Raw genomic sequence first — 22,176 nt, 5'->3', positions numbered from 1 at the left:
TAACAAGGCAATACGCGGGGCAAGACCGCCTAGGGTCCATTCCCGGCCTGTGCGAGCCTTCTTTTGGCGTGAGCAGGCCTTAGTCCAGCGGCAGGACCGCCTGGTCCGCGCAGGCCCGCAGCAGTTCCTCCACCCGCCCCTGGGGCAGCGCCATGTCCGGATCGATGTCCGACAGGGGGCGCAGCACGAAGGCGCGCTGGTGCATGCGGGGGTGGGGCAGGGTCAGCCGGGGAGTATCCAGGCGCTGGCCGTCGTATGCCAGCAGGTCCAGGTCCAGGGTGCGGGGGGCGTTGTGATAGGGACGTTCGCGGCCGTGGCGCCGTTCGATGTCCTGCAGCAGGTCCAGCAGCGCCAAAGGGGGCAGCGTGGTGCGCAGGCGCACGACGGCGTTGACGTAGTCGGGGCCGCTGGAGTCGATCGGCCCGGTGCGGTAGAAGCGCGAAAGCGCGTCCTGCCGTACCTCGGGATGGGCAGCCAGCGCGGCCAGCGCCGCGCGCAGGGTGGCGGCCGGGTCGCCCAGGTTGGCGCCCAATCCCACCCAGGCCGTCTGCCAGGCGGGCGCGTTCATCCCGCTACCGGGGTGCCGCCTTCCGGACCGCCCTCGGCGGGGCCTCCCTGGCGCGAGCGGCCGCTGCGCCGGCGGCGCTTGCGGGGGGCCGCGGCTTCCCCGGCCGCGCGCGGCTGGCGGGCCAGTTCTTCCAGCATCTCGGCGCGCGCCGAATCGCTGGCGTCGGCCAGGTCCATCCACCACTGCGCCAGGGCGCTGTCCACCTCGCCGGCGGCGGCGCGCAGTTGCAGGAAATCGCAGGCGGCGCGAAAGCGCGGCTGTTCGAGCATGCGCCAGGCGCCCTTGCTCTGGCGCCGTTCGAAGCGCGGCTGCATGAACCAGATCTCGCGCATGTCTGAGACGAAGCGGCGCTGGATGGCCAGCTTCTCGGTCTGGTCGTCCAGCACGGAATCCACGGCCATGCCCAGGGCGGGCATGGGCAGCTCGCCATCCGCGCGGTACTGCTGCCAGCGCTGGTTGACCTGCTGCCACAGCAGCGCGGCGAACAGGAAGCTGGGGCTGACCGACTTGCCGCTGCGCACGCGCACGTCGGTGCGTTCCAGGGCCAGCTTCACGAAGCGTTCGCCCCCGGGCTGTTCCAGCACCACGTCCAGCAGCGGCAGCAGGCCCTTGTGCAGGCCTTCGGCGCGCAGCCGGCGCAGGCAGTCCAGCGCGTGGCCGCAGGTCAGCATCTTCAGCATCTCGTCGAACAGCCGCGAGGCGGGCACGTTCTCGATCAGGTGGGCCATCTCGCGGATGGGCGCGAGCGTGGCCGGCGCGATGGTGAAGCCCAGCTTGGCGGCGAAGCGCATGCCGCGCAGCATGCGGACCGGGTCCTCGCGGTAGCGCTTGGAGGCGTCGCCGATGATGCTGACGGTCTTTTTCTTCAGGTCGGCCACGCCGTCGTGGTAATCGATGACGATCTCGGTGGCCGGGTCGTAGTACAGCGCGTTCAGCGTGAAGTCCCGCCGCGCGGCGTCTTCCTCCAGCGTGCCGAAGACGTTGTCGCGCAGGATGCGGCCGTGTTCGTCGGTGGTCTGTTCGTCCGAGCCCGAGGCGCGGAAGGTGGAGGTCTCGATGATCTCCTGGCCGAACACCACGTGCACCAGGCGGAAGCGGCGGCCGATGATGCGGGCGCGGCGGAACAGCGGCTGTATCTGTTCCGGCGTGGCGTTGGTGGCCACGTCGAAGTCCTTGGGCTGGGCGCCCACGATCAGGTCGCGCACCGCGCCGCCGACGATGTAGGCCTCGAAGCCGTGCTCGTGCAGCACATCGCAGACCTTGATCGCATGGCGCGAGACCAGCCGGCGGTCGATGCCGTGCTTGGCCTGGGGCACGCGCAGGGGCGCATGCCGCTTGACGCTCAGGATGGGGCGCGCGGCGCGGGGGGTGAATAGCTTACTGATGAGCTTCTTGATCATGCGAACAGGTCCGTGATGCGCCAGCCCCGTTCGCGCGCCAGTTCGCGCAGCGCGGCGGATGGGTTGGCGGCGACCGGGTCGGTCACCGCTTCGAGCAGCGGGACGTCGTTCATCGAGTCGCTATAGAAGAAAGACTGGCGGAAATCCGACAACTGCCAGCCGTGGCTGGCCAGCCACTGGTTGACGCGCACGACCTTGCCCTCGCGGAAGCAGGGAATGCCCTGGATGCGGCCGGTGTAGCGGCCGGCGACGTATTCCGGTTCGGTCGCCAGCAGCACGGGGATGCCGAAGGCGCGCGCGATGGGCGCGGTGACGAAGGTGTTGGTCGAGGTCGCGATGGCGCACAGGTCGCCCGCTTCCAGGTGTTCGCGCACCAGGGCGATGGCCTGGGCGGAGATGGCCGGACGGATCACCTCGGCCATGAAATCCTCGTGCCAGCGGGCCAGGTCGTAGGGCGTGTTGCGGGCCAGGAGGCCCAGCATGAATTCGGCCGACTCCATCGCGGTCAGCTTGCCTTCGTCGTAGCGGCGCATCAGTTCCTCGTTCCGGGCGCAGGCGGCGGCGGGGTCGCCGACGTGCCCGGCGCGGGCGAGGAAGTCGGCCCACCGGTAGTCGCTGTCGAGCGGCAGCAGGGTGTGGTCCAGGTCGAACAGGGCGAGGCGGGAAGGCGGCGCTTGGGTGGGGGTCATGACAACGAAGAATACGACTGAATGGTGGACGGTTGGGGCTGTTCGGCCAGCATGGCGCGCAACAGCGGCAGCGTGATCGGGCGCTTGGCCGCCAGCGAATAGCGGTCCAGGGCGTCGAGCAGGGCGGCCAGCTGGCGCATGTCCCGCTCGTAATGGGTAAGAATCCAGTTCACCACCTCGGGGGCGAGCTGCAGCCCGCGGCTGGCGGCCTGGCGGATCAGGGCGTCGGTCTTTTCGGCATCGGACAGCACCTCCAGCCGGAATACCAGGTCCCAGCCCAGCCGGGTGCGCAGGTCCTCGCGGATCTCCAACTGGCCCGGGGCCCGCTCGCCGGCGACGATCAGGGACAGGGCGATGTCGGTGGCCGAGGTTTCGCGCCAGCGGTTGTACAGCGAGAACACGCAGGCCAGCCGCGGTTCGTCCAGGAGATGCAGGTCGTCGATGGCGATCAGCGCGGGGCGGACGTCGGATTCCTCGGGCTGGGCGGCGCGCCGGTAGGCCGACACGGGACTGTGGCTGTCCAGGTAGACCGCGCCCGGCCGGTCGGACAGGGCGCGCAGCAGGTGCGTGCGGCCGCATCCCGCCGGTCCCCAGAGGTAGACGGCGCGGCCCGGCTCCAGGGCGCGCAGGGTCGCCAGGGCCTCGACATTGGGGCCCGCGACATAGTTTTCCAGGGACGGAGCCGGCGCGGCAAGAACGTCGAGTAGCAACTGCTTCATGAGGGGCGGCTAAGAGACCCGCAGCGTCGGACGATCATGGCGTTGGGTGGCGACAGGTCGGGCCGGGCAAGGCTGCGCAGGCAGAAAATGAATGCGGGGCGCGGCGGGTGCCACCGGGAGTTGTCCCGATGTAAATCCCTGTCCGCTGCATGGGAATACCAATCATCGTAAAATTATAGCTTTCAGGCGGTCCCGGCTGGTTTTTTTGCCGCGAAAGCCCGCGTCCATCCACTTTTCGGTCCATCCCATGTCCGCACAACAACCCAGCGCTTCCTCTTTAACCTACCGCGACGCGGGCGTCGACATCGACGCGGGCGATGCCCTGGTCGAGCGCATCAAGCCCCTCGCCAAGCGCACCATGCGCGAAGGGGTGCTGGCCGGCATTGGCGGATTCGGCGCCCTGTTCGAGGTGCCCAAGAAGTACCGGGAGCCCGTGCTGGTGTCGGGCACCGACGGCGTGGGCACCAAGCTGCGCCTGGCGTTCTCGTGGAACAAGCACGACACAGTGGGCATCGACCTGGTGGCCATGAGCGTGAACGACATCCTGGTGCAGGGTGCCGAGCCGCTGTTCTTCCTGGACTACTTCGCCTGCGGCCGCCTGTCGGTGGACACCGCCGCCACGGTCGTCGGCGGCATCGCCAAGGGTTGCGAACTGGCCGGCTGCGCACTGATCGGCGGCGAAACCGCCGAGATGCCCGGCATGTATCCCGACGGCGAATACGACCTGGCGGGCTTCGCCGTCGGCGCGGTCGAGAAGTCGCAGGCCATCGACGGCAGCCGCATCCAGCCCGGCGACGCCGTGCTGGGCCTGGCCTCCAGCGGCGCGCACTCAAACGGCTACTCGCTGGTGCGCAAGATCATCGAACGCGCCGGCGCCACGCCGGACCAGGACTTCCACGGCCAGCCGCTGCGCGACGTCGTCATGGCGCCCACGCGCATCTACGTCAAGCAGGTACTGGCAGCCATCGCCAAGCACGAGATCAAGGGCCTGGCCCACATCACCGGCGGCGGCCTGCTGGACAACGTGCCGCGCATCCTGCGTCCCGGCCTGGCCGCGCGCCTGCACCGCGACGCCTGGACGATGCCCGAGCTGTTCACCTGGCTGCAACGCGAAGGCCAGGTGGCCGACACCGAAATGCACCGCGTCTTCAACTGCGGCATCGGCATGGTGGTGGTGGTCTCCGCCGACCAGGCCGACGCCGTGGCAGCGACGCTGCGCGAACAGGGCGAAACCGTCTACCGCCTGGGCGAAATCATCGACCAACAACCCGGCGCCGCCCAAACCGAAGTGATCTGATAGACCCAGGATGCGGTGGATCCGGCTTTGCCGGTCCACCCGCATCGCCCCCTTGAGGGGGCGCCCGAAGGGCGTAGGGGGTGAGCTTCCCTTCAGCGCGTAGGGGGGAGATCCTTCAGTGCATTGAGCAGCGCATCGCATTCGGCGTCGGTGCCGACCGTGATGCGCAGGTACTGGTCGATGCGCGGCTGCTTGAAGTGCCGCACCAGCACCTTGCGTTCGCGCAGCGCCTGCTGCAGGGCCGCGCCATCGTGGCCGGGGTGGCGCGCGAAGACGAAGTTGGCGGCCGACGGCAGCACTTCGAAGCCCAGTTCTTCCAGCTTGGCGGTCAGGCGCACGCGCGAGGCGATGACGGCCTGGCGGGTACGGTCGAAGTAGGCGGTGTCTTCCATGGCCGCGGTCGCGCCGGCTATGGCCAGGCGGTCGAGCGGATAGGAGTTGAAGCTGCTCTTGACCCGTTCCAGCCCCTCGACCAGATGCGGCTGGCCGATGGCGTAGCCGACCCGCAGGCCCGCCAGCGAGCGGGCCTTGGACAGCGTCTGCACCACCAGCAGGTTGGGGTGGGCCGCCACCAGCGGCACCGCCGAGGTGCCGCCGAAATCGACGTAGGCTTCGTCCACCACGACCACCGAATCAGGATGCGCCTTCAGCAGCGCCTCGATGTCCTCCAGGGGCAGCAGGCGGCCGGTGGGGGCATTCGGATTGGGGAAGATGATCCCGCCGTTCGGCTGGCCGTAGTCCTGCACGCGCAGCGACAGGTCGTCGGCCAGCGGCACGGTGCGGTAATCGATGCCGTACAGGCCGCAGTAAACCGGATAGAAGCTGTAGGTCACGTCCGGGAACAGCAGCGGCAGGTCGTGCTTGAGCAGGCCGACGAACACATGGGCCAGTACCTCGTCCGAACTGTTGCCGACGAAGACATGATCGACCGGCACGCCGTGGAAACGCGCCACCGCCGCCTTGAACACGTTGGCGTCGGGGTCGGGATAGCGCCGCAGCGCCTCGTTGGTGGCCTGGCGTATGGCTTCCAGGGCGCGCGGCGAGGGCGGGTACGGGTTCTCGTTCGTGTTGAGTTTGACGAGTCCGTCTATCTGCGGTTGTTCGCCGGGGACATAGGGCGTCAGTTGCTGAGTGACGCGGCTCCAGTACCTGTTCATGAATCGTGTCGTCGAAAGCGCAAAGCGCGGCAACGGGCCGCGCACGCATCCAGCATAGCAGGGCCGGCGTCCCGGCGCACGCCGCGGCTGGCGCGGCGTGGCGCGGGTGCGCCGTCAGCGTGGGTTGGCGGTCGCCGCGACGGCGGCGTCCAGCGTCGCGGCCGCCGCGTCGATCACGCGCGCGGTGCTGTCCGGCGCCAGGCAGTCCACCGCCAGCCGGTCCGGCAGCGCGCGCAGCCAGGTGATCTGGCGCTTGGCCAGTTGCCGGGTGGCGGCGATGGCCTGGCCCCGCATCTCGGCGCCGTGGATGTCCCCGGCCAGGTAGCTCCATACCTGGCGATAGCCCACGCATCGTATGGACGGCAGCTCGGGGCCCAGGTCGCCGCGCGCCCGCAGGCGGCGTACCTCGTCCACCAGGCCGGCTTCGAGCATGGCGTCGAAGCGCTGTTCGATCCTGGCATGCAGGCCGGCCCGTTCCGATGGTTCCAGGCTGAGATTGACGTAGCGCTGCTCGGTGGCGTCCGGCGCGACCTGGCCCGTCAGCAGGGCCGACAGCGGCTGTCCGGTCAGCGCGTGGACTTCCAGTGCCCGCTGGATGCGCTGGCTGTCGTTGGGCGAGAGCCGCGCGGCGGTGGCCGGATCGACGCGCGCCAGTTCGGCATGCATGGCGGGCCAGCCGATGTCGGCCGCGCGGGCGTTCAATTGCGCGCGCAGGACGGCGTCCGCCTGCGGCAGGTTGTCCAGACCTTCGCGCAGCGCCTTGAAATACATCATGGTGCCGCCGGCCAGCAGCGGGATGCGGCCGCGGCCGCGGATGTCGGCGATCAGGCGCAGCGTCTCGGCGCGGAACTGGCCGGCCGAAAAGCTTTCGGCGGGATCGCGGATGTCCAGCAGGTGTTGCGGCACGCGCAGGCGTTCCTCCTGGCTGGGCTTGGCCGTGCCGATGTCCATGCCACGATAGATGGTGGCGGAATCGACGTTGACGATCTCGAGCGGCCAACGGTCGGCCAGCGCCAGCGTGGCCGCGCTCTTGCCGGCGGCGGTGGGGCCCATCAGGCACAGGACGGGAGGGGAGCTGCGGTCGGCCATCTTCGGTGCGGACTCAGCGCCCGCGCAGGAACAGGCGGTCGAGGTCGCCCACGCTCAGCTGTACCCAGGTCGGCCTGCCGTGGTTGCACTGGTCGGCGCGTTCGGTCGCTTCCATCTGCCGCAGCAGGCCATTCATCTCGTCGTGGTTGAGCCGGCGATTGGCGCGGACCGCGCCATGGCAGGCCATGGTCGCCAGCAGTTCGTTGCGTTGCTCGGTCAGCAGGCGCGACGCGCCCACCTCGGCGAAGTCGCGCAGTACCTCCCGCGCCAGGGTCTCGATGTCGGCCTGGGCGAGCGGCGCGGGAACGGCGCGCACGGCGATCGACGCCGGTCCGGCCGGCCGCAGCTCGAAGCCGAGGTCGGACAGGGCTTCCTGCTGCTCCTCGACCAGCGCGACGTCGCTTTCCGAGGCCCGGAACACCACCGGCACCAGCAGGTTCTGCCGCGGCATCTCGCGCGCATCCAGCGCATTCTTGAGCTGTTCGTACACGATGCGTTCATGGGCCGCGTGCATGTCGATCACGACCAGTCCGTGCGCGTTCTGCGCCAGCACGTAGATCCCGTGCAACTGGGCGATCGCCATGCCCAGCGGCAGCTCGGTGCCGTCCGGCAGAGGGCGGGGGCGGCCGCCGGCCAGGGCCTGGGCCACGCCGGCGGCGCCGGGCGGGGCGGCGGGCGAGGGGGCCAGGGGCTCGTGCAGGGCCAGGATGCGCGCGCCCAGCTCGGGGCGATAGGCGGGCGCGGCATCTTGCAGCCGGAACGGCAATTGCGAGGACGAGGCCAGCGCGGGCGCCACGGGGCGCGCGAAGGCCGGCTCGGACGAGGAGGGTACCGGCGCGGCGCCCGGGCCGATGGCATGGGGAACGGCCGGGGCGGGCATGCCGCCGGCCAGGACCGCCTCGGACGGCGGCGCCTCGGCGGCCGTGTCCATGCCGGGCGCGGCGCCGGCGGCGTGAGCCAGGGTCTGGCCAATGATCTGCGTCACGAAGCGGTGCACCGCGCCGCTTTCGCGGAAGCGCACCTCGTGCTTGGCCGGATGGACGTTGACGTCCACCGCAGCGGGGTCCAGGTCCAGGAACAGCACGTAGGCCGGCTGGCGGTCGCCGTGCAGCACGTCCGCATAGGAGGCGCGCATGGCGTGGCTGACCGTGCGGTCGCGCACGAAGCGGCCGTTGACGTACAGGTACTGGCGGTCGGCGCGGGCGCGCGAGGCGGTGGGGCGCGAGACGACGCCGCGCAGGCGGATCGCGCCGGCGTCGGCCTGCACCGGCAGGCCGCCCTGGCCGAACTCCGCGCCCAGCACGTCATGGATGCGGCGCACCGGGTCGGCGGGCAGGTGCTGCTGGTAGGCACGGTCGTGGTGGAACAGGCGGAAGGCGATATGGCAGTGCGCGAGCGCGATGCGCTGGAACGCCTCCACGCAATGGCCGAATTCCGTCGCTTCCGATTTCAGGAACTTGCGCCTGGCCGGCACCAGGTCGAACAACTGGCGCACGTCCACCGTCGTGCCCGGAGGGCCGGAGGCCGGGGAAACCTGCCCGTCTTCCCATTGCCAGGCATGGTCCGCGCTGGCCGTGCGTGAAATCAGGGTGAGCCGGGCAACGGAGGCGATCGAGGCCAGCGCCTCGCCGCGGAATCCCATCGAGGCCACCGATTCGAGCTCGTTCAGCGACCGGATCTTGCTGGTGGCATGGCGGGCCACGGCCAGCGGCAGTTCGTCGGGAGGAATGCCGCCGCCGTCGTCGCTGACGGCGATCCGCCGGATGCCGCCACCCTCGAGTCGCACGTCGATCGCGCGCGCGCCGGCGTCGATGGCGTTCTCCATCAATTCCTTCAGGACCGAGGCAGGGCGCTCGATGACTTCACCCGCCGCGATCTGGCTGATCAGGAGGTCGGGAAGCTGGGCGATGGGGCGACGTTCGGACATGGGCGGATTATAGTGGCCCCTCCCGGGCGCAGGGATCCTGTCATGCTTTGACATGCGCGGAAACGCGTGCGTCGGCTATAGTGCCCGCTCGCCTTTTCTCTCGTCCCTCACCGCCGGTTTCCCATGCTCGAATTCCTTCAGATGTTGATCCATATCGACCAGACCCTGGGCGTATGGGTCGCGCAATATGGCGCCTGGATCTACCTTATCCTGTTCCTGATCGTCTTCGCCGAGACCGGTCTGGTCGTCCTGCCCTTCCTGCCTGGCGACTCGCTGCTGTTCATCGCCGGCGCCTTCGCCGCCACCGGCAGCATGCACCCCGGGCTGCTGATCGTGCTGCTACTGATCGCGGCGGTCTCGGGCAACACCGTCAACTACTACGTCGGCCGCTACATCGGCCCCCGCGTCTTCTCGCAGAACATCCGCTTCCTGGACCGCGCGGCGCTGATCAAGACCCACGCCTTCTACGAGAAGCACGGCGGCAAGACCCTGATCATCGCCCGCTTCCTGCCCGTGGTCCGGACCTTCGCTCCCTTCGTCGCCGGCGTCGGCTACATGACCGTCGCCCGCTTCCAGTTCTTCAACGTCATCGGCGCGCTGCTGTGGGTGCTCCTGCTCGTCCTGGCCGGCTACTTCTTCGGCAACCTGCCCCTGGTGCGCGAACACCTGAACACCATCGTCCTGATAGGCCTGGCCGCCGCCATCGTCCCGGTCGTACTGGGCGGCCTATGGAAGTTGATAGGCGGGCTGCGATCGAAACGCGCCTGAAAAACGAAACGGCCTCGTGTGAGGCCGTTTTTTTGTAAAGCCCCCACCCCTCCACCAACCGGTAGGTTGCCAGGGCGCCGCGGATCCGGCTCCGCCGGTCCGCCAGCGCCGCCCCCTGGGGGGCGCGCGAAGCGCGTAGGGGGGGACCCCTACGTCAGTTTGTTCTTCGACAGCGGCGGGTTCTTCGCGAAATAGCGCTGGATGCCCTGCATGATGGCGGTCGCCATGCTGCTCTGGTAGGACACGTCCGACAGGCGCTTTTCCTCTTCCGGATTGCTGATGAAGGCGGTCTCGACCAGGATGGACGGGATGTCGGGCGCCTTCAGCACGGCGAAGCCGGCCTGCTCGACCCGCGGCTTGTGCAGGCGGTTGATGTTGGACAGTTCGTCCAGCACCGCGCGGCCGAGCTTGAGCGAATCGTTGATCTGGGCCGTGGTGGATAGGTCCAGCAACACCCGGGCGATCTGCTTGTCGTGCGAGCCGATGTTGACGCCGCCGATCAGGTCGGAAGCATTTTCCTTGGCCGCCAGCCAGCGCGCCGCGCTGCTGCTGGCCCCGCTTTCCGACAGCGCGAACACCGACGAGCCGCGCGCATCCGGCTTGATCCAGGCGTCGGCGTGCACCGACACGAACAGGTCGGCCTGCACCCGGCGCGCCTTCGCCACGCGCACGTGCAGCGGCACGAAGTAGTCGCCGTCGCGGGTCAGCATGGCGCGCATGTTGGGCTGCTGGTCGATCATGGCCTTGAGCCCGCGGGCGATCCGCAGCACGACGTCCTTTTCCCGCGTGCCGCCGCGGCCGATGGCGCCGGGGTCCTCGCCGCCGTGGCCGGGGTCCAGCGCGACGGTGATCATGCGCGCGACCGCGGGATCGGAGCGCCGGCGGATGGACGGCGGCGCCTCGGGCACCGCTTCCGGGATGGGTGCGCCGTTGGCGGCCGAGCCCGTACCGGGCGCGGGAATGGCGTCGCGCTCGGACTGCAGGTTGTCCAGCATCTGCGCCATCGGGTCGCTGCTACCCTTGTTCGCCAGCGCGACCAGGGGATCCTGGGCCGCCTTCGGATACAGGTCGAGCACGAGGCGGTGCTTGTATTCGCCCACGGGCTTGAGGCTGAAGACCTGGGGAATGGTTTCCTGCTTCAGGTCCAGCACCAGCCGTACCACGTTGGGGCGGTTCTGCCCGACGCGTACGCTGGCGATGTAGGGGTCGTCCGGCCGGACCTTGGACACCAGGTCGCGCAGCGCGGCGTTCATTTCCACGCCTTCGATATCCAGGACCACGCGGTCCGGATTGTCCAGCACGAAGTGCTCGGTCTTGAGCTCGGCGTCCAGCTCCAGCGTGAGCCGGGTGTAGTCGGGGGCGGGCCACAGGCGCACCGCGACCAGTTCGGCGGCCCGGGTGGCCGTTGGGACCAGGGGCACCACCAGGGTGGCGGCCAGGCCGGCCACCAGCCGGCGGCGCGAGACGCCGCGGGGCGCGAGCACCCCTTGGGCCTGGGCGTAGGACAGGGCCGGTGTGCCGGCCGGAAGGTCGGGGTCGGGTTCTAGCCCGTCGTGTCGGGAAAAAGTGTGTTCAGCCATGCCTGCCCTTTTGCGGTGTGGGCGTCGAGCGTCACCCCGCGTCCTGCGCCTTCATAAGACAGCGCGATGTCCAGGTCCGGGACCGGAAGCGCACCGCCTGCGCGTTCCGCCCATTCGATGAGCACGAGGGCGTCATCGCGCAGGGCGTCCCGGAATCCGGCGTCGATCCACTCGCGTGGATCGGTAAAACGATAAAAATCAAAGTGATAGCAGTATAAGTTCGAAACTTTGTAAGGTTCAACTAGCGTGAACGTCGGACTTTTGATTCGACCTGTAACGCCGACTCCGCGCAACAGTGCCCGGGCGAAGCTGGTCTTGCCCGCTCCGAGGTCGCCGTGGAGGTGGATGCGGCCTCCGTGGGCCACCAGCGGAGCCATCCGGGCGGCCAGGGCTTCGGTGGCGGATTCGTCGGGCAGATGGGCGTGGCGGGAGTCGGGCATGGCGGGATGAAGGGCAGGGTTCATGGGCATGGGCTACCATGACAGTATGTCAGCGTCGCCCCCGTTTGCCCCCGTTTCCACCCACGACGGCCCCGACCTGGCCGCGCTGGCCGAGACCATACGCGGCTGGGGCCGAGAGCTGGGTTTTTCCGCGGTGGGATTCGCCGACCTCGACCTGGAAGAGGCGGGCCGGCGGCTGGCCGCCTGGGTGGCCGAGGGCATGCATGGCGAGATGGATTATATGGAGCGCCACCTGCCGCTGCGGCAGGATCCGACCCGATTGGTCTCGGGGGCGCGCTCGGCCATCATGGTACGCATGGACTATGCCCCGCTGGACGGGCCCGCGCTGGCGGCGCGCCAGCGCCAGGCCCTCGAGGACGGCGGCCGGGCGGTCGTCGCCACCTATGCCCTGGGCCGCGACTACCACAAGGTCCTGCGCCAGCGCCTGCAACGGCTGGCCGACCGCATCGCCGAGCACGTCGGCCCCTTCGGCTACCGGGTCTTCACCGATTCGGCGCCGGTCATGGAAGTGGAGCTGGCGCGCAAGGCCGGCCTGGGGTGGCGCGGCAAGCATACGTTGTTGCTGTCACGCGACGGAAGCTGGTTCTTCCTGGGCGAGATCCTGACCGACCTGCCCCTGCCGGCAGACAGCCTGGAGACGCCGCATTGCGGGCAATGCCGCCGCTGCATCGACGCCTGTCCGACCGGCGCCATCGTGGCGCCCTACGTGGTGGACGCCCGGCGCTGCATTTCCTACCTGACCATCGAGCTCAAGGGCAGCATCCCCGAGGCGCTGCGGCCGGCCATCGGCACGCGCGTCTACGGCTGCGACGACTGCCAGACCGCCTGTCCCTGGAACAAATACGCGCGCGCCTGCGCCGAGGGGGATTTCGCGCCGCGCCATGGACTGGACACGGCTTCGCTGCTGGACCTGTTCGCCTGGAGCGAGCGGGATTTCGACGAACGTACCCAGGGCAGCGCGATCCGCCGCATCGGCTACGAGCGCTGGCTGCGGAACCTGGCGGTGGCGCTGGGCAACGCGCCGGCCTCGGACCAGGCGCGCGCGGCGCTGCGCGAGCGCGCCGACCACCCCAGCGGACTGGTCCGGGAACACGTGCGCTGGGCGCTGGAGCGCCAGAGTCGGGGAAAACGAGAGGTGTGACATGTACAGCGTGTCAAACCTGTTTGCTATTCTTTTGGCCAGGCCCACTTGAGCCCATGAGGTCAAGACAGCATTAGAAACGCGCAGCATCGAGACCGGCGCGCAGACGCCTCCGCATCGTTGCGGCACGGGCCGATTCCGTGAAGGACCATCCACAAGAGGAGTACGCATGAAAGCAGCAAGAATCGCCGCTTCGCTGGCGGGGCTGACCGTTTCCGCCGCCATGCTCGCCGTGCCTGGCACGGCCGCCGCCCAGTCCTATCCCAACAAGCCCGTACGCGTCATCGTGCCGTTCGCGCCGGGCGGCTCGACGGACATCATCGCCCGGCTCGTGGGCGAGCGCATGGGCCGCGAACTCGGCCAGCCCTTCGTGATCGAGAACCGCGGCGGCGGCGGCGGGGCCATCGGCGCCAGCGAAGCCGCGCGCGCCGCGCCGGACGGCTATACCCTGAGCATCGCCACCGTCTCGACGATGGCCATCAACCCTGCCTGCAACCCCAAGCTGGGCTACGACCCGCTCAAGGACTTCCAGCCGGTCACCAACTTCGCCCACACGGCCAACGTGCTGGCCGTCAATCCCAAGGTCCCGGCCAACGACTTCAAGTCGTTCCTGGAACTGGCCAAGAAAGAGCCCGGCAAGTTCTCGTTCGCCACCTCGGGCACTTGCAGCATCAATCACTTCCTGGGTGAACTCTTCCAGCTGGGCACGGGCGCCAAGATCGTCCACATTCCCTATCGCGGTTCGGGACCGGCCATCGCCGACGTGGTGGGCGGCCAGGTGCAGATGCTGTTCGACAACCTGCCTTCGTCCATGCCCAACATCCAGGCCGGCAAGCTCAAGGCACTGGCGGTCGCGTGGGACAAGCGGGTGGATGGCCTGCCCGACGTGCCCACGTTCAAGGAACTCGGCCTGCCGCTGATGAACGACCCGGCCTGGTACGGCCTGCTGGCTCCCGCCGGTACGCCCGCCGACATCATCAACAAGCTGCGCGACGCTGCGGTGAAGGTGCTGTCCGATCCGCAGGTGAAGGACACCCTGGCCAAGCAGGGCGCCGCCGCCGTCGGCAACACGCCCGCCGAGTTCCGCACCGAGATCGAGAAGGAACTGAACAAGGCGAAGGAAGTCGTGAAGAAGCAAAACATCAAATTGGAGTAAGGCCCCCCCTACGCGCTTCGCGCGCCCCCCAGGGGGCGGCACTGGCGGACCGGCAGAGCCGGATCCGCTGTGCCCTGGGTCTGGGACCACCGCGAATACGGGAACGGCCTTGCATCATGATGCAAGGCCGTTCGCATTTGTGCTGACAAGAGGCAAGAACGCCTGTCCTCCGCCAGCCTGTTGGTACCCCAGGATGCGGTGGATCCGGCTTTGCCGGTTCACTCGCATCGCCCCGGGACCCGGCGCCGGGCCGCCCCAAGGCGGGTCCCCGCCCCCTCGGGGGGCTGCCGCGTAGCGGCTGGGGGCTCACCATGCCGGGCGCGCGAAGCGCGTAGGGGGGGTTAAACCCCCCGAGCCATGGCGGCGGCCAGGATGGGGAGGGCTAGCCAGCCCAGGAACTGGAGGCGGATGGCCTTGCGGACTTTGCTTACGTCGGCGGCTGCTGGCTGGAAGTCCGCGTCGTGGCGGGCTTGCTGGCGCCAGCGCAGGTAGTTGATGGTGGGCAGGGCCGAGATGGCGCCGACGGCCAGGAAGACCGCGATCTTGGCCCAGAAGACGGGGTTGTCCAGGTAGAAGGCCGCGCCCTTGGGGGCCCAGGCGACGCGTGCCGCGCCGATGGCCAGGATCAGCATGGCCAGGCTGCCGTACCAGGCGTCGGTCCTGCCGAGCAGGGCCAGGGGGATGCTCGGACGGGCAGGGTTGAGGAGCGTCCATTGCATGGCCAGTGCCGCGGCCATGCCCAGGAAACAGAGATGGTGCATCCACGCGAGAATGAAATCGGCAATCATGGTCTTGACGCTGTCTAGATGAGAAAGCGCCACGATAGCTTCCGATGTTTACACTGTCAAGAATAATCCGGGAAGGCTGTCCGTCAATTTGACGGCGTAAAGATTTCTTTGCGAAGATGGGGCATGCGAGCTGATCTTCCCCCGGGTGGCAAGAGCCCCCGTCGCACCGTTGCCCGCCAGGCGGGTTCTTATCACCACGGCGACCTGCGCCAGGCATTGCTCGACGCGGCCCGATCCCTGCTCGACGAGCGCGGCCTGGAAGGCTTTACGCTGCGCGAATGCGCGCGGCGCGCGGGGGTTTCCCATGCGGCGCCCGCGCATCACTTCGGCGATGCCGCCGGGCTGCTGACGGCGTTCGCCGCTGCCGGCTTCCGGCAGTTGTCGGCCATGATGCGGGCCTATCGCGACAAGGCCGCCGCCTCGCCGCAGGCCCAGCTGCGGGCGGTGGGGCTGGCCTACATCGATTTCGCGATCGGCCATCGCGCCCAGTTCCAGCTGATGTTCCGCTACGACCGCTTGTCTCCCGGCGATCCGGGATTGGAGCAGGCGGGCAGCGAGGCCGCCGGCCATTTGTCCAGCACGCTGGCCGGCGCGCTGGCCGAACGGGGGCTGGACGGGCAGGGCGAGGATTTCGAGCGCCGGCTGTTGCTGGCATGGTCCGCGGTCCATGGTTTCGCGACCCTGCTGCTCGAAGGCCGGCTCGACGGCTGGCGCGGCCGGCAGTCGGTTCCCGCCTTCGCATCCCGTACCGGCGACGACGTGCTGGCTGTCCTGGAGGTGGCGCTGCTTGCGCCACCGGGCGCCGGCACGCGGCGGCGGAGCCGGGGACGCGCGGCATGAATGCGGCGCGGGATGGCCGGGCCAGGTCCAGGCAGGGGGTGGTCCGTCCGGGAGACGATCCCGGCATCGCGGCGTTCCTCGAAGCCATGTGGCTGGAGGACGGACTGTCCGGCAACACCCTGCGCGCCTACCGCCAGGACTTGTCGGCCTTCGACGCCTGGCTGAAAGACAAGCGCGCCTCGGCCCTGGACCGTGCCCAGGCGCACGACATCGAGGCGTGGTTCGCGGCGGTCCACCACCAGAGCAAGGCCACCACGGCCAACCGGCGGCTGGCGACGCTGCGCCGCTATTTCCAATGGGCCCTGCGCCTGCACCGCGTGCAGGCCGATCCTTGCCTGACCCTGCGTGCCGCCAAGCAGCCGCCGCGCTTGCCCAAGACGCTGTCCGAGGCCCAGGTCGAAGCCCTGCTGAGCGCGCCGGACCTCGACACCGACCTGGGGCTGCGTGACCGCGCCATGCTGGAGACGCTGTACGCCACGGGCCTGCGCGTGTCCGAACTCGTCGACCTGAAGTCCCTGGACGTCGGCTTGAACGAGGGGGTGGTGCGCGTGGTTATGGGCAAGGGCGGCAAGGACCGCCTCGTGCCGCTGGGCGCCGAGGCGGCGCACTGGATCACGCGTTATCTGGAAGAAGCGCGTCCCGCGCTGCTGGGCGGCAAGGTCAGCGACGCGCTGTTCGTGACCGCCCGCGCCGCTCCCATGACCCGGCAGAGCTTCTGGCTCATCGTCAAGAAGTACGCGGTCCGGGCAGGCGTGCGCGCCGCCTTGTCGCCGCACGTGCTGCGGCACGCCTTCGCCACGCACCTGCTCAATCACGGCGCGGACCTGAGAGTGGTGCAGATGCTGCTCGGGCATGCCGACATCTCCACCACGCAGATCTACACGCACATCGCGCGCGAGCGGCTTAAACTGCTGCACGCGCGGCATCACCCGCGCGGCTGAGGCCGCCCTTCACCATGAGCAAAGCCAGACACGTTTCAGAAACACCCGCCACGCAGTTCCTGCGCAAGCACGGCGTCGCCTTCACCGAACATGCCTACGACTACGTCGAGCACGGCGGCACCTCCGAATCGGCGCGCCAATTGGGCGAGGACGAGCACATCGTGGTCAAGACCCTGGTCATGGAGGACGAGGCCACCCGGCCGCTGGTCATCCTGATGCACGGGGACAAGGAAGTATCGACCAAGAACCTGGCGCGGCAGATCGGCGTCAAGAAAGTGGCCCCCTGCAAGCCCGAGGTGGCCCAGCGGCATTCGGGCTACCAGGTGGGCGGCACCTCGCCCTTCGGGACCCGCAAGGCCATGCCGGTGTACGTGGAAGGCAGCGTGCTCGAACTGCCGCGCATCCTGATCAACGGTGGGCGCCGGGGATATCTCGTCGGCATCGATCCGGCCGAACTCGTCCGCCTGCTGAAGGCCGTCCCGGTCGCCGCCGCGCTGTGACGCGGACGCGCGGCGGCTTTCGTGCGCTTGCAGCGGGACAGTGCCCTGCCCAACCGGTAGAATCGCCGCCTGTCATGCCACCGTCACCGTGACGTGGCCACATAGGCCCAAGGGTTTTCCATCCATGATCTCCGTCGCCGCCGCCGTCATCGCTTATCTGATCGGTTCCATCTCGTTCGCTGTGGTCGTGAGCCGGGTAATGGGGCTCGACGACCCGCGCACCTACGGCTCCGGAAATCCGGGCGCCACCAACGTGCTGCGCTCCGGCAGCAAGGCCGCCGCGATCCTGACGCTGATCGGCGATGCCTTCAAGGGCTGGGTGGCGGTTTGGCTGGCCCAGGTCTATGCGTATCGCCTTGGCTTTGGCGACACCACGATCGCGGTGGTGGCGCTGGCGGTATTCCTGGGCCACCTCTACCCGGTGTTCTTCCGGTTCAAGGGGGGCAAGGGCGTGGCGACCGCGCTGGGCGTGCTGCTGGGCCTGCAACCCTGGCTGGGCGTCGCGACGCTGGCGACCTGGCTGATCGTGGCGGTGTTCTTCCGCTATTCGTCGCTGGCCGCCATCGTCGCGGCCATCTTCGCACCCATCTATTACGTGTTCGGCCACGGCGTCGCCTGGACCGCCGACTCCCGTATCGGCACCGCCATCGGCCTGATGGCGCTGATGCTGCTCTACCGCCACCGGCAGAATATCTCCAAGCTGATGGCCGGCAAGGAAAGCAAGCTCGGCAAGAGGAGTCCCCCCCCTACGCGCTGAGGGAAAGCTCACCCCCTACGCCCTTCGGGCGCCGCCTCAAGGGGGCGGCGCTGGCGGACCGGCAAAGCCGGATCCGCTGCGCCCTCGATCTAGCGCCCGTTTCTTGGCACGCCACGCACTTGCCATCGCTGGCAGCCAGCGGTGGCAACCGTGCCACGACCCAAGATGATCCCACTAGACCCAGGATGCGGCGGATCTGGCTTTGCCAGTCCGCCCGCATCGCCCCCTGGGGGGCGCGCATCAGCGCGTAGGGGGGGGCTCCAGTGGCCAACGCGGTTGGACCGTGAAGCTCATGTGGCGCTCGGTGGGGTCGGCCAGGCCGGCCTGCAGGCGCAGGGCGGCGGCGAAGGCGATCATGGCGCCGTTGTCGGTGCACAATTCCAGCGGCGGGAAGAAGGCCTGCGCGCGCAGGCGCGCGAGGTGGGCGGCCAGGCGTTCGCGCAGCAGCCGGTTGGCGCCCACGCCCCCGGCCACCACCAGGCGTTTCAGGCCCGTGGCCTCGAGGGCCTTGGCGGCCTTGGCGACCAGTACCGAGACGATGGCATCCTGGGTGGCCGCGGCCAGGTCGGCGCGGGCCTGGGCGTCGTCGGGGTCCAGGGACTTCATGCGGGTCAGCACGGCGGTCTTCAGGCCGCTGAAGCTGAAATCCAGGTCCGGGCTGTGCAGCTTCGGGCGCGGCAGGTCGAAGCGGCCGGCGTCGCCGGATTCGGCCAGCCGGGACAGCGCCGGTCCCCCGGGATATCCCAGGCCCAGCAGCTTCGCGGTCTTGTCGAAGGCTTCGCCGGCGGCATCGTCCAGGGTCTCGCCCAGCAATTCGTAGCGGGCCACGCCGTCCACCCGCATGAGCTGGGTGTGCCCGCCGGAGACCAGCAGCGCGACGAAGGGGAATTCGGGCCGGGGCGTTGCCAGCAGCGGCGACAGCAGGTGCCCTTCCAGATGGTGGATGGCGATGGAGGGCAGGTCGCGGGCCCAGGCGATGGCCTGCGCCACGCTGGCGCCCACCAGCAGGGCGCCGGCCAGGCCCGGCCCGGCGGTGTAGGCGATGGCGTCCACGTCGTCCAGGGTCAGGCCGGCGTCGTCCAGGGCCTGCCGGGTCAGGGGCAGCACCCGCCGCACGTGGTCGCGCGAGGCCAGCTCCGGCACCACGCCGCCATAGGCCTGATGCATGTCGACCTGCGAGTACAGCGCGTGGGCCAGCAAGCCGCGTTCGGCGCTGACGACGGCGACGCCGGTTTCGTCGCAGGAGCTTTCGAAGCCGAGGACAATCATTGAAAAATACGCGTGGACGCGATTATGATCAGAGTTAACCCTAGCGGCAGTGTAGCACCGAGGCTGCGGAAGGGTTGGCAATGTGGAAAAGGATCTGCTATATTGGCAGGCTTGATCAACCCCTAGCAACCCCGAGGCAATCGTTACATGCCGACAATTCGCGTTAAAGAAAATGAGCCGTTTGAGGTCGCCCTGCGTCGTTTCAAGCGCACCATTGAAAAGACTGGCTTGCTGACCGAACTGCGCTCGCGCGAGTTTTACGAAAAGCCCACGGCTGAGCGCAAACGCAAGCATGCCGCCGCCGTCAAGCGCCACTACAAGCGCATCCGCAGCCAGCAGCTGCCCAAGCGCCTGTACTGATTGCTGCCGCGCCCTTGGCGCGAAGTAAGCTTTCCGGTAGTTTCGCAAAGTAGTTGTCAGAGCCGCTACGGCACGAGCCGGGCGGCTTTTGGCGTTTTTGCCGTTATCCTCTGTCCTGGCTCGCGTCCGTCGTGGCGCCCGGCTTTTCTTCTTATCGCGGAATCCCTCATGAGCGCAGATACCCTCAAAGCCCGCCTGTCCGATGAAATCAAGAGCGCGATGCGCGCCAAGGCGACCGAGCGTCTCGGGACCCTGCGGCTGCTGTCGGCCGCGGTCAAGCAGAAGGAAGTGGACGAGCGCCGCGAACTGGCGGATGCCGACATCGTTGCCATCGTCGAGAAGCAGGTCAAGCAGCGCCGCGAGTCGATCGCCTCGTTCGAGCAGGCCGGCCGGACCGAGTCGGCCGAGCAGGAGCGTGCGGAAATGGCGGTCCTGCAGGAGTTCCTGCCGCAGGCCGCTCCCCAGGAAGAGATCGAGGCGGTGGTCGCGGCCGCGGTGGCCGAGGTCTCGGCTCAGGGCGTCACCGGCGGCGCGGCCATGGGCAAGGTGATGGGACTGGTCAAGCCTAAACTGGCCGGCCGTGCGGACATGGCCGAAGTGTCCAAGCTGATCAAGGCCCGCCTGGGTTGAGCCGGCAGGCCGTGCGTTCTTCCTTCGTGCCGCGCGCATGATCCCCGAGTCATTCATCCAGGATCTGCTGGCCCGTGTCGACATCGTCGATGTCGTGGGCCAGCACGTGCAGTTGCGCAAGGCGGGTGCCAACCTGCTGGGTTTGTGCCCCTTCCACGGCGAAAAATCGCCATCTTTCACGGTCAGCCCCACCAAGCAGTTCTATCACTGCTTCGGGTGCGGTGCCCATGGCACGGCCATCCGCTTCCTGATGGAGCACACCGGCGCCGGCTTTCCCGAGGCGGTGCGCTCGCTGGCGGGCATGGTGGGCATGTCGGTGCCCGAAGAAGAGCGCAGCCCGCGGCAGCGGGCCGCGCGCCAGCAGCGCGAAGCCATGGTGTCGCGCCACAGCCAGGTGCTGGAAACCGCCAATACCTGGTACCGCCAGCAATTGCGTGGTGCCAGCGCGGCCGTGGCCTACCTGAAGGGGCGCGGCGTGTCCGGCGAGATCGCGGCCCGGTTCGGGCTGGGCTGGGCCGGCGGCGAGCGCCAGGGCTTGTCGGCGGTCCTGCCCAATTACGACGATCCGCTGCTGGTCGAGGCCGGACTGGTCATCCTGAGCGAAGACGGCCGACGTTACGACCGGTTCCGCGAGCGCGTCACCTTTCCCATCCGGAATGCCCGGGGCCACCTGATCGGCTTCGGCGGCCGCATCATCGGCAAGGGCGAGCCCAAATACCTCAATTCCCCCGAAACACCCATCTTCTCGAAGGGATCCGAGCTGTACGGACTCTGGGAAGCACGGCAGGCCATCCGCAAGGAAGGAATGGTGGTGGTGGTCGAGGGCTATATGGACGTGGTGGCGCTGGCGCAGCTCGGCATCGAATGCGCGGTGGCCACCCTGGGCACGGCAACCACGCCGGTGCACGTGCAGAAGCTGCTGCGCGCCAGCGACAGCGTGATTTTCAGCTTCGACGGCGACAAGGCCGGACGCAAGGCCGCCTGGCGCGCGCTGGAGGCCTGCCTGCCGCTGCTGCGCGACGATATATCGATCCGCTTTCTTTTCCTGCCGGACGAGCACGATCCTGATTCGTACGTGCGCGAATTCGGCGCCGAACGCTTCCGCAAGGCCTTGCGCGAGGCGATGCCCTTGTCCCAGTTCATGCTGGGCGAGCTGGTCGAGCGGCACCAGATGGACGAGGCCGAAGGCAGGGCGCGCTGCGTGCATGACGCGAAGCCCCTGCTGCAGGCCATGCCGGCCGGCGCGCTGCGCATGCAGGTGCAGCGGGAATTGGCGCAACTGACCCGCCTGACCACCGAAGAGCTGGCCCAGTTGGTTCCGTTGCAGGACGTGCCCAGCGGGCCACTGGTACAGACCCCCGCCCAGATGCGGGGAACTTCCCCGGTGCCGGCCCGCTCAGAGTCTAATAATGGCGTGCAGGACAGTGCCGACGCCCCGGATTGGGGGCCCGACCACGAACCGCCTGACGACCATTTCTACGAACCTGCCCCGGATTTCCATGATCGGCCCGCCGGGCCGGCCGCGGGTGGCGGGTTCCGGCCGGGGCGCTTCAAGAGCGGGCGCTTCCGGGACCGCGACGGTCGCTATGGCGACGAGCGGCCGCAGGGCTATACGGGCCCGCGGGCCAAGGTGATTCCGATAGCGGGGCGTTTGCTTCAGCTGCTGCTGACGCATCCAGGCCTGGTCCGGCACATGGACGAAGATGCCGAACGTTTGCTGGAGGCCAACCAAGGATACGAATCGGTCAAGGCGCTGCTGGCGCTGGTGCGCGAGACCGGCGCCCAGCATGCGGGCGCGCTGTTGCAGGCGGCCGAGGGCAGCAAGCTGTCGCAGACTCTTGTGATGGCGTCGACGGCCACCATCTATGAAGAAGAGTTGCCCAATCCCGACGCGGAACTGCACGACGCGCTACGCATGGTGGCCTTGCACGCCGCCGTCGCGGAACAGCAGCAATTGGCCGCCTCGGGCCTGAAGGATGAGCAGGACAAGGCCCGCTATCTTGCCCTGACCGAAAGAATCCTAGAGTTGAAGAAGCCGAGGGTGTTAGAATAGAGGGTTTACCGTAGGTTAGATCGGGAGAATTTTTTCCCGTTTTCTGGTATGGATTTTGCTATGCGCAATCTTTGCCAGAGACCCTT

The 22,176-nt window shown here is 68.5% G+C and carries 22 protein-coding genes; 11 read left to right on the top strand and 11 right to left on the bottom strand.

Going from position 1 to position 22,176, the window contains the following annotated elements; genetic code table 11:
* Positions 1–79: 79 nt before the first annotated feature.
* Genes folK through hda form a run of 4 tightly spaced genes read right to left on the bottom strand, consistent with a single transcriptional unit; the run spans position 80 to position 3,376 of the window.
* Positions 80–568 (bottom strand): 2-amino-4-hydroxy-6-hydroxymethyldihydropteridine diphosphokinase, encoded by a 489-nt coding sequence (gene folK, locus R4823_RS20330; protein ID WP_338615934.1) that lies wholly within the window; start codon positions 566–568, stop codon positions 80–82.
* Positions 565–1,968 carry a polynucleotide adenylyltransferase PcnB gene (gene pcnB, locus R4823_RS20325; RefSeq protein WP_087836880.1) on the bottom strand — a complete coding sequence of 468 codons (1,404 nt, stop codon included), beginning with the start codon at positions 1,966–1,968 and terminating at the stop codon, positions 565–567. The genes folK and pcnB overlap by 4 nt, the downstream gene beginning before the upstream one ends.
* The gene (locus R4823_RS20320) at positions 1,965–2,657 is read right to left on the bottom strand and encodes an HAD family hydrolase (protein WP_338615932.1); all 693 of its coding nucleotides are present in this window, start codon (positions 2,655–2,657) and stop codon (positions 1,965–1,967) included. Before R4823_RS20320 ends, pcnB begins: the two co-directional genes overlap by 4 nt.
* Positions 2,654–3,376 carry a DnaA regulatory inactivator Hda gene (gene hda / locus R4823_RS20315; RefSeq protein WP_087836878.1) on the bottom strand — a complete coding sequence of 241 codons (723 nt, stop codon included), beginning with the start codon at positions 3,374–3,376 and terminating at the stop codon, positions 2,654–2,656. The genes R4823_RS20320 and hda overlap by 4 nt, the downstream gene beginning before the upstream one ends.
* A 247-nt stretch (positions 3,377–3,623) precedes the next feature.
* On the opposite strand from hda, the gene purM reads away from it, so the two are divergent.
* The gene (gene purM / locus R4823_RS20310; RefSeq protein WP_087836877.1) at positions 3,624–4,673 is read left to right on the top strand and encodes a phosphoribosylformylglycinamidine cyclo-ligase; all 1,050 of its coding nucleotides are present in this window, start codon (positions 3,624–3,626) and stop codon (positions 4,671–4,673) included.
* Positions 4,674–4,765: 92 nt separating this feature from the next.
* Here purM and hisC read toward each other — a convergent pair whose 3' ends face one another.
* The 3 genes from hisC to mutL all read right to left on the bottom strand — a co-directional run bounded on the left by hisC (position 4,766) and on the right by mutL (position 8,846).
* Positions 4,766–5,830, bottom strand: coding sequence for a histidinol-phosphate transaminase (hisC, locus tag R4823_RS20305; protein ID WP_338615930.1), 1,065 nt, complete (start codon positions 5,828–5,830; stop codon positions 4,766–4,768).
* 114 nt (positions 5,831–5,944) lie between these two features.
* The gene (gene miaA, locus R4823_RS20300; protein WP_338615929.1) at positions 5,945–6,919 is read right to left on the bottom strand and encodes a tRNA (adenosine(37)-N6)-dimethylallyltransferase MiaA; all 975 of its coding nucleotides are present in this window, start codon (positions 6,917–6,919) and stop codon (positions 5,945–5,947) included.
* 13 nt (positions 6,920–6,932) lie between these two features.
* Entirely contained in the window at positions 6,933–8,846 is a 1,914-nt protein-coding gene (gene mutL, locus R4823_RS20295) for a DNA mismatch repair endonuclease MutL (RefSeq protein ID WP_132979402.1), read from the bottom strand.
* A 123-nt stretch (positions 8,847–8,969) separates the two neighbouring features.
* Here mutL and R4823_RS20290 point away from each other — a divergent pair, with 123 nt between their 5' ends.
* Entirely contained in the window at positions 8,970–9,614 is a 645-nt protein-coding gene (locus R4823_RS20290; RefSeq protein WP_087840857.1) for a VTT domain-containing protein, read from the top strand.
* Between the two features lie 149 nt (positions 9,615–9,763).
* Here the strand turns inward: R4823_RS20290 and R4823_RS20285 are convergent, their stop codons facing one another.
* Both R4823_RS20285 and tsaE read right to left on the bottom strand, forming a co-directional pair.
* Positions 9,764–11,194, bottom strand: a complete 1,431-nt coding sequence (locus tag R4823_RS20285) for an N-acetylmuramoyl-L-alanine amidase (protein WP_087840856.1) — start codon at positions 11,192–11,194, stop codon at positions 9,764–9,766.
* A complete protein-coding gene (tsaE, locus tag R4823_RS20280; protein WP_243724449.1) occupies positions 11,158–11,658 on the bottom strand; it encodes a tRNA (adenosine(37)-N6)-threonylcarbamoyltransferase complex ATPase subunit type 1 TsaE in 501 nt (166 codons plus the stop codon). Before tsaE ends, R4823_RS20285 begins: the two co-directional genes overlap by 37 nt.
* A 22-nt stretch (positions 11,659–11,680) precedes the next feature.
* Between tsaE and queG the strand changes: the two genes are divergently transcribed.
* Both queG and R4823_RS20270 read left to right on the top strand, forming a co-directional pair.
* Positions 11,681–12,796 (top strand): tRNA epoxyqueuosine(34) reductase QueG, encoded by a 1,116-nt coding sequence (gene queG, locus R4823_RS20275; RefSeq protein WP_132979401.1) that lies wholly within the window; start codon positions 11,681–11,683, stop codon positions 12,794–12,796.
* Positions 12,797–12,965: 169 nt separating this feature from the next.
* Entirely contained in the window at positions 12,966–13,952 is a 987-nt protein-coding gene (locus R4823_RS20270; RefSeq protein ID WP_087840854.1) for a tripartite tricarboxylate transporter substrate binding protein BugE, read from the top strand.
* 341 nt (positions 13,953–14,293) lie between these two features.
* Here R4823_RS20270 and R4823_RS20265 read toward each other — a convergent pair whose 3' ends face one another.
* Complete coding sequence (locus R4823_RS20265; protein ID WP_132979400.1) at positions 14,294–14,773, bottom strand: DUF2214 family protein; 480 nt, start codon at positions 14,771–14,773, stop codon at positions 14,294–14,296.
* A gap of 90 nt (positions 14,774–14,863) precedes the next feature.
* Between R4823_RS20265 and R4823_RS20260 the strand changes: the two genes are divergently transcribed.
* The 4 genes from R4823_RS20260 to plsY all read left to right on the top strand — a co-directional run bounded on the left by R4823_RS20260 (position 14,864) and on the right by plsY (position 17,778).
* Positions 14,864–15,580: a TetR/AcrR family transcriptional regulator gene (locus R4823_RS20260; protein ID WP_087840852.1), complete on the top strand. Its 717-nt coding sequence runs from the start codon at positions 14,864–14,866 to the stop codon at positions 15,578–15,580.
* Complete coding sequence (gene xerD / locus R4823_RS20255) at positions 15,577–16,521, top strand: site-specific tyrosine recombinase XerD (protein WP_087840851.1); 945 nt, start codon at positions 15,577–15,579, stop codon at positions 16,519–16,521. Before R4823_RS20260 ends, xerD begins: the two co-directional genes overlap by 4 nt.
* 14 nt (positions 16,522–16,535) lie before the next feature.
* Positions 16,536–17,021 carry a Cys-tRNA(Pro) deacylase gene (gene ybaK / locus R4823_RS20250; protein WP_087840850.1) on the top strand — a complete coding sequence of 162 codons (486 nt, stop codon included), beginning with the start codon at positions 16,536–16,538 and terminating at the stop codon, positions 17,019–17,021.
* Between the two features lie 124 nt (positions 17,022–17,145).
* A complete protein-coding gene (plsY, locus tag R4823_RS20245) occupies positions 17,146–17,778 on the top strand; it encodes a glycerol-3-phosphate 1-O-acyltransferase PlsY (RefSeq protein ID WP_087840849.1) in 633 nt (210 codons plus the stop codon).
* A 240-nt stretch (positions 17,779–18,018) separates the two neighbouring features.
* Here plsY and tsaD read toward each other — a convergent pair whose 3' ends face one another.
* Complete coding sequence (gene tsaD / locus R4823_RS20240) at positions 18,019–19,047, bottom strand: tRNA (adenosine(37)-N6)-threonylcarbamoyltransferase complex transferase subunit TsaD (RefSeq protein ID WP_087840848.1); 1,029 nt, start codon at positions 19,045–19,047, stop codon at positions 18,019–18,021.
* A 147-nt stretch (positions 19,048–19,194) separates the two neighbouring features.
* Between tsaD and rpsU the strand changes: the two genes are divergently transcribed.
* The 3 genes from rpsU to dnaG all read left to right on the top strand — a co-directional run bounded on the left by rpsU (position 19,195) and on the right by dnaG (position 22,090).
* Positions 19,195–19,407 carry a 30S ribosomal protein S21 gene (gene rpsU / locus R4823_RS20235; RefSeq protein WP_087782307.1) on the top strand — a complete coding sequence of 71 codons (213 nt, stop codon included), beginning with the start codon at positions 19,195–19,197 and terminating at the stop codon, positions 19,405–19,407.
* Positions 19,408–19,575: 168 nt separating this feature from the next.
* A complete protein-coding gene (locus tag R4823_RS20230; protein WP_087840847.1) occupies positions 19,576–20,037 on the top strand; it encodes a GatB/YqeY domain-containing protein in 462 nt (153 codons plus the stop codon).
* Positions 20,038–20,074: 37 nt separating this feature from the next.
* Positions 20,075–22,090, top strand: coding sequence for a DNA primase (gene dnaG / locus R4823_RS20225; protein ID WP_338615926.1), 2,016 nt, complete (start codon positions 20,075–20,077; stop codon positions 22,088–22,090).
* Positions 22,091–22,176: the final 86 nt, after the last annotated feature.

The organism is Pigmentiphaga sp. CHJ604, assembly GCF_036972535.1.
Classification (GTDB): Bacteria; Pseudomonadota; Gammaproteobacteria; order Burkholderiales; family Burkholderiaceae_B; genus Pigmentiphaga; species Pigmentiphaga daeguensis.
This window is presented reverse-complemented; position numbering and strand designations above follow the sequence as displayed.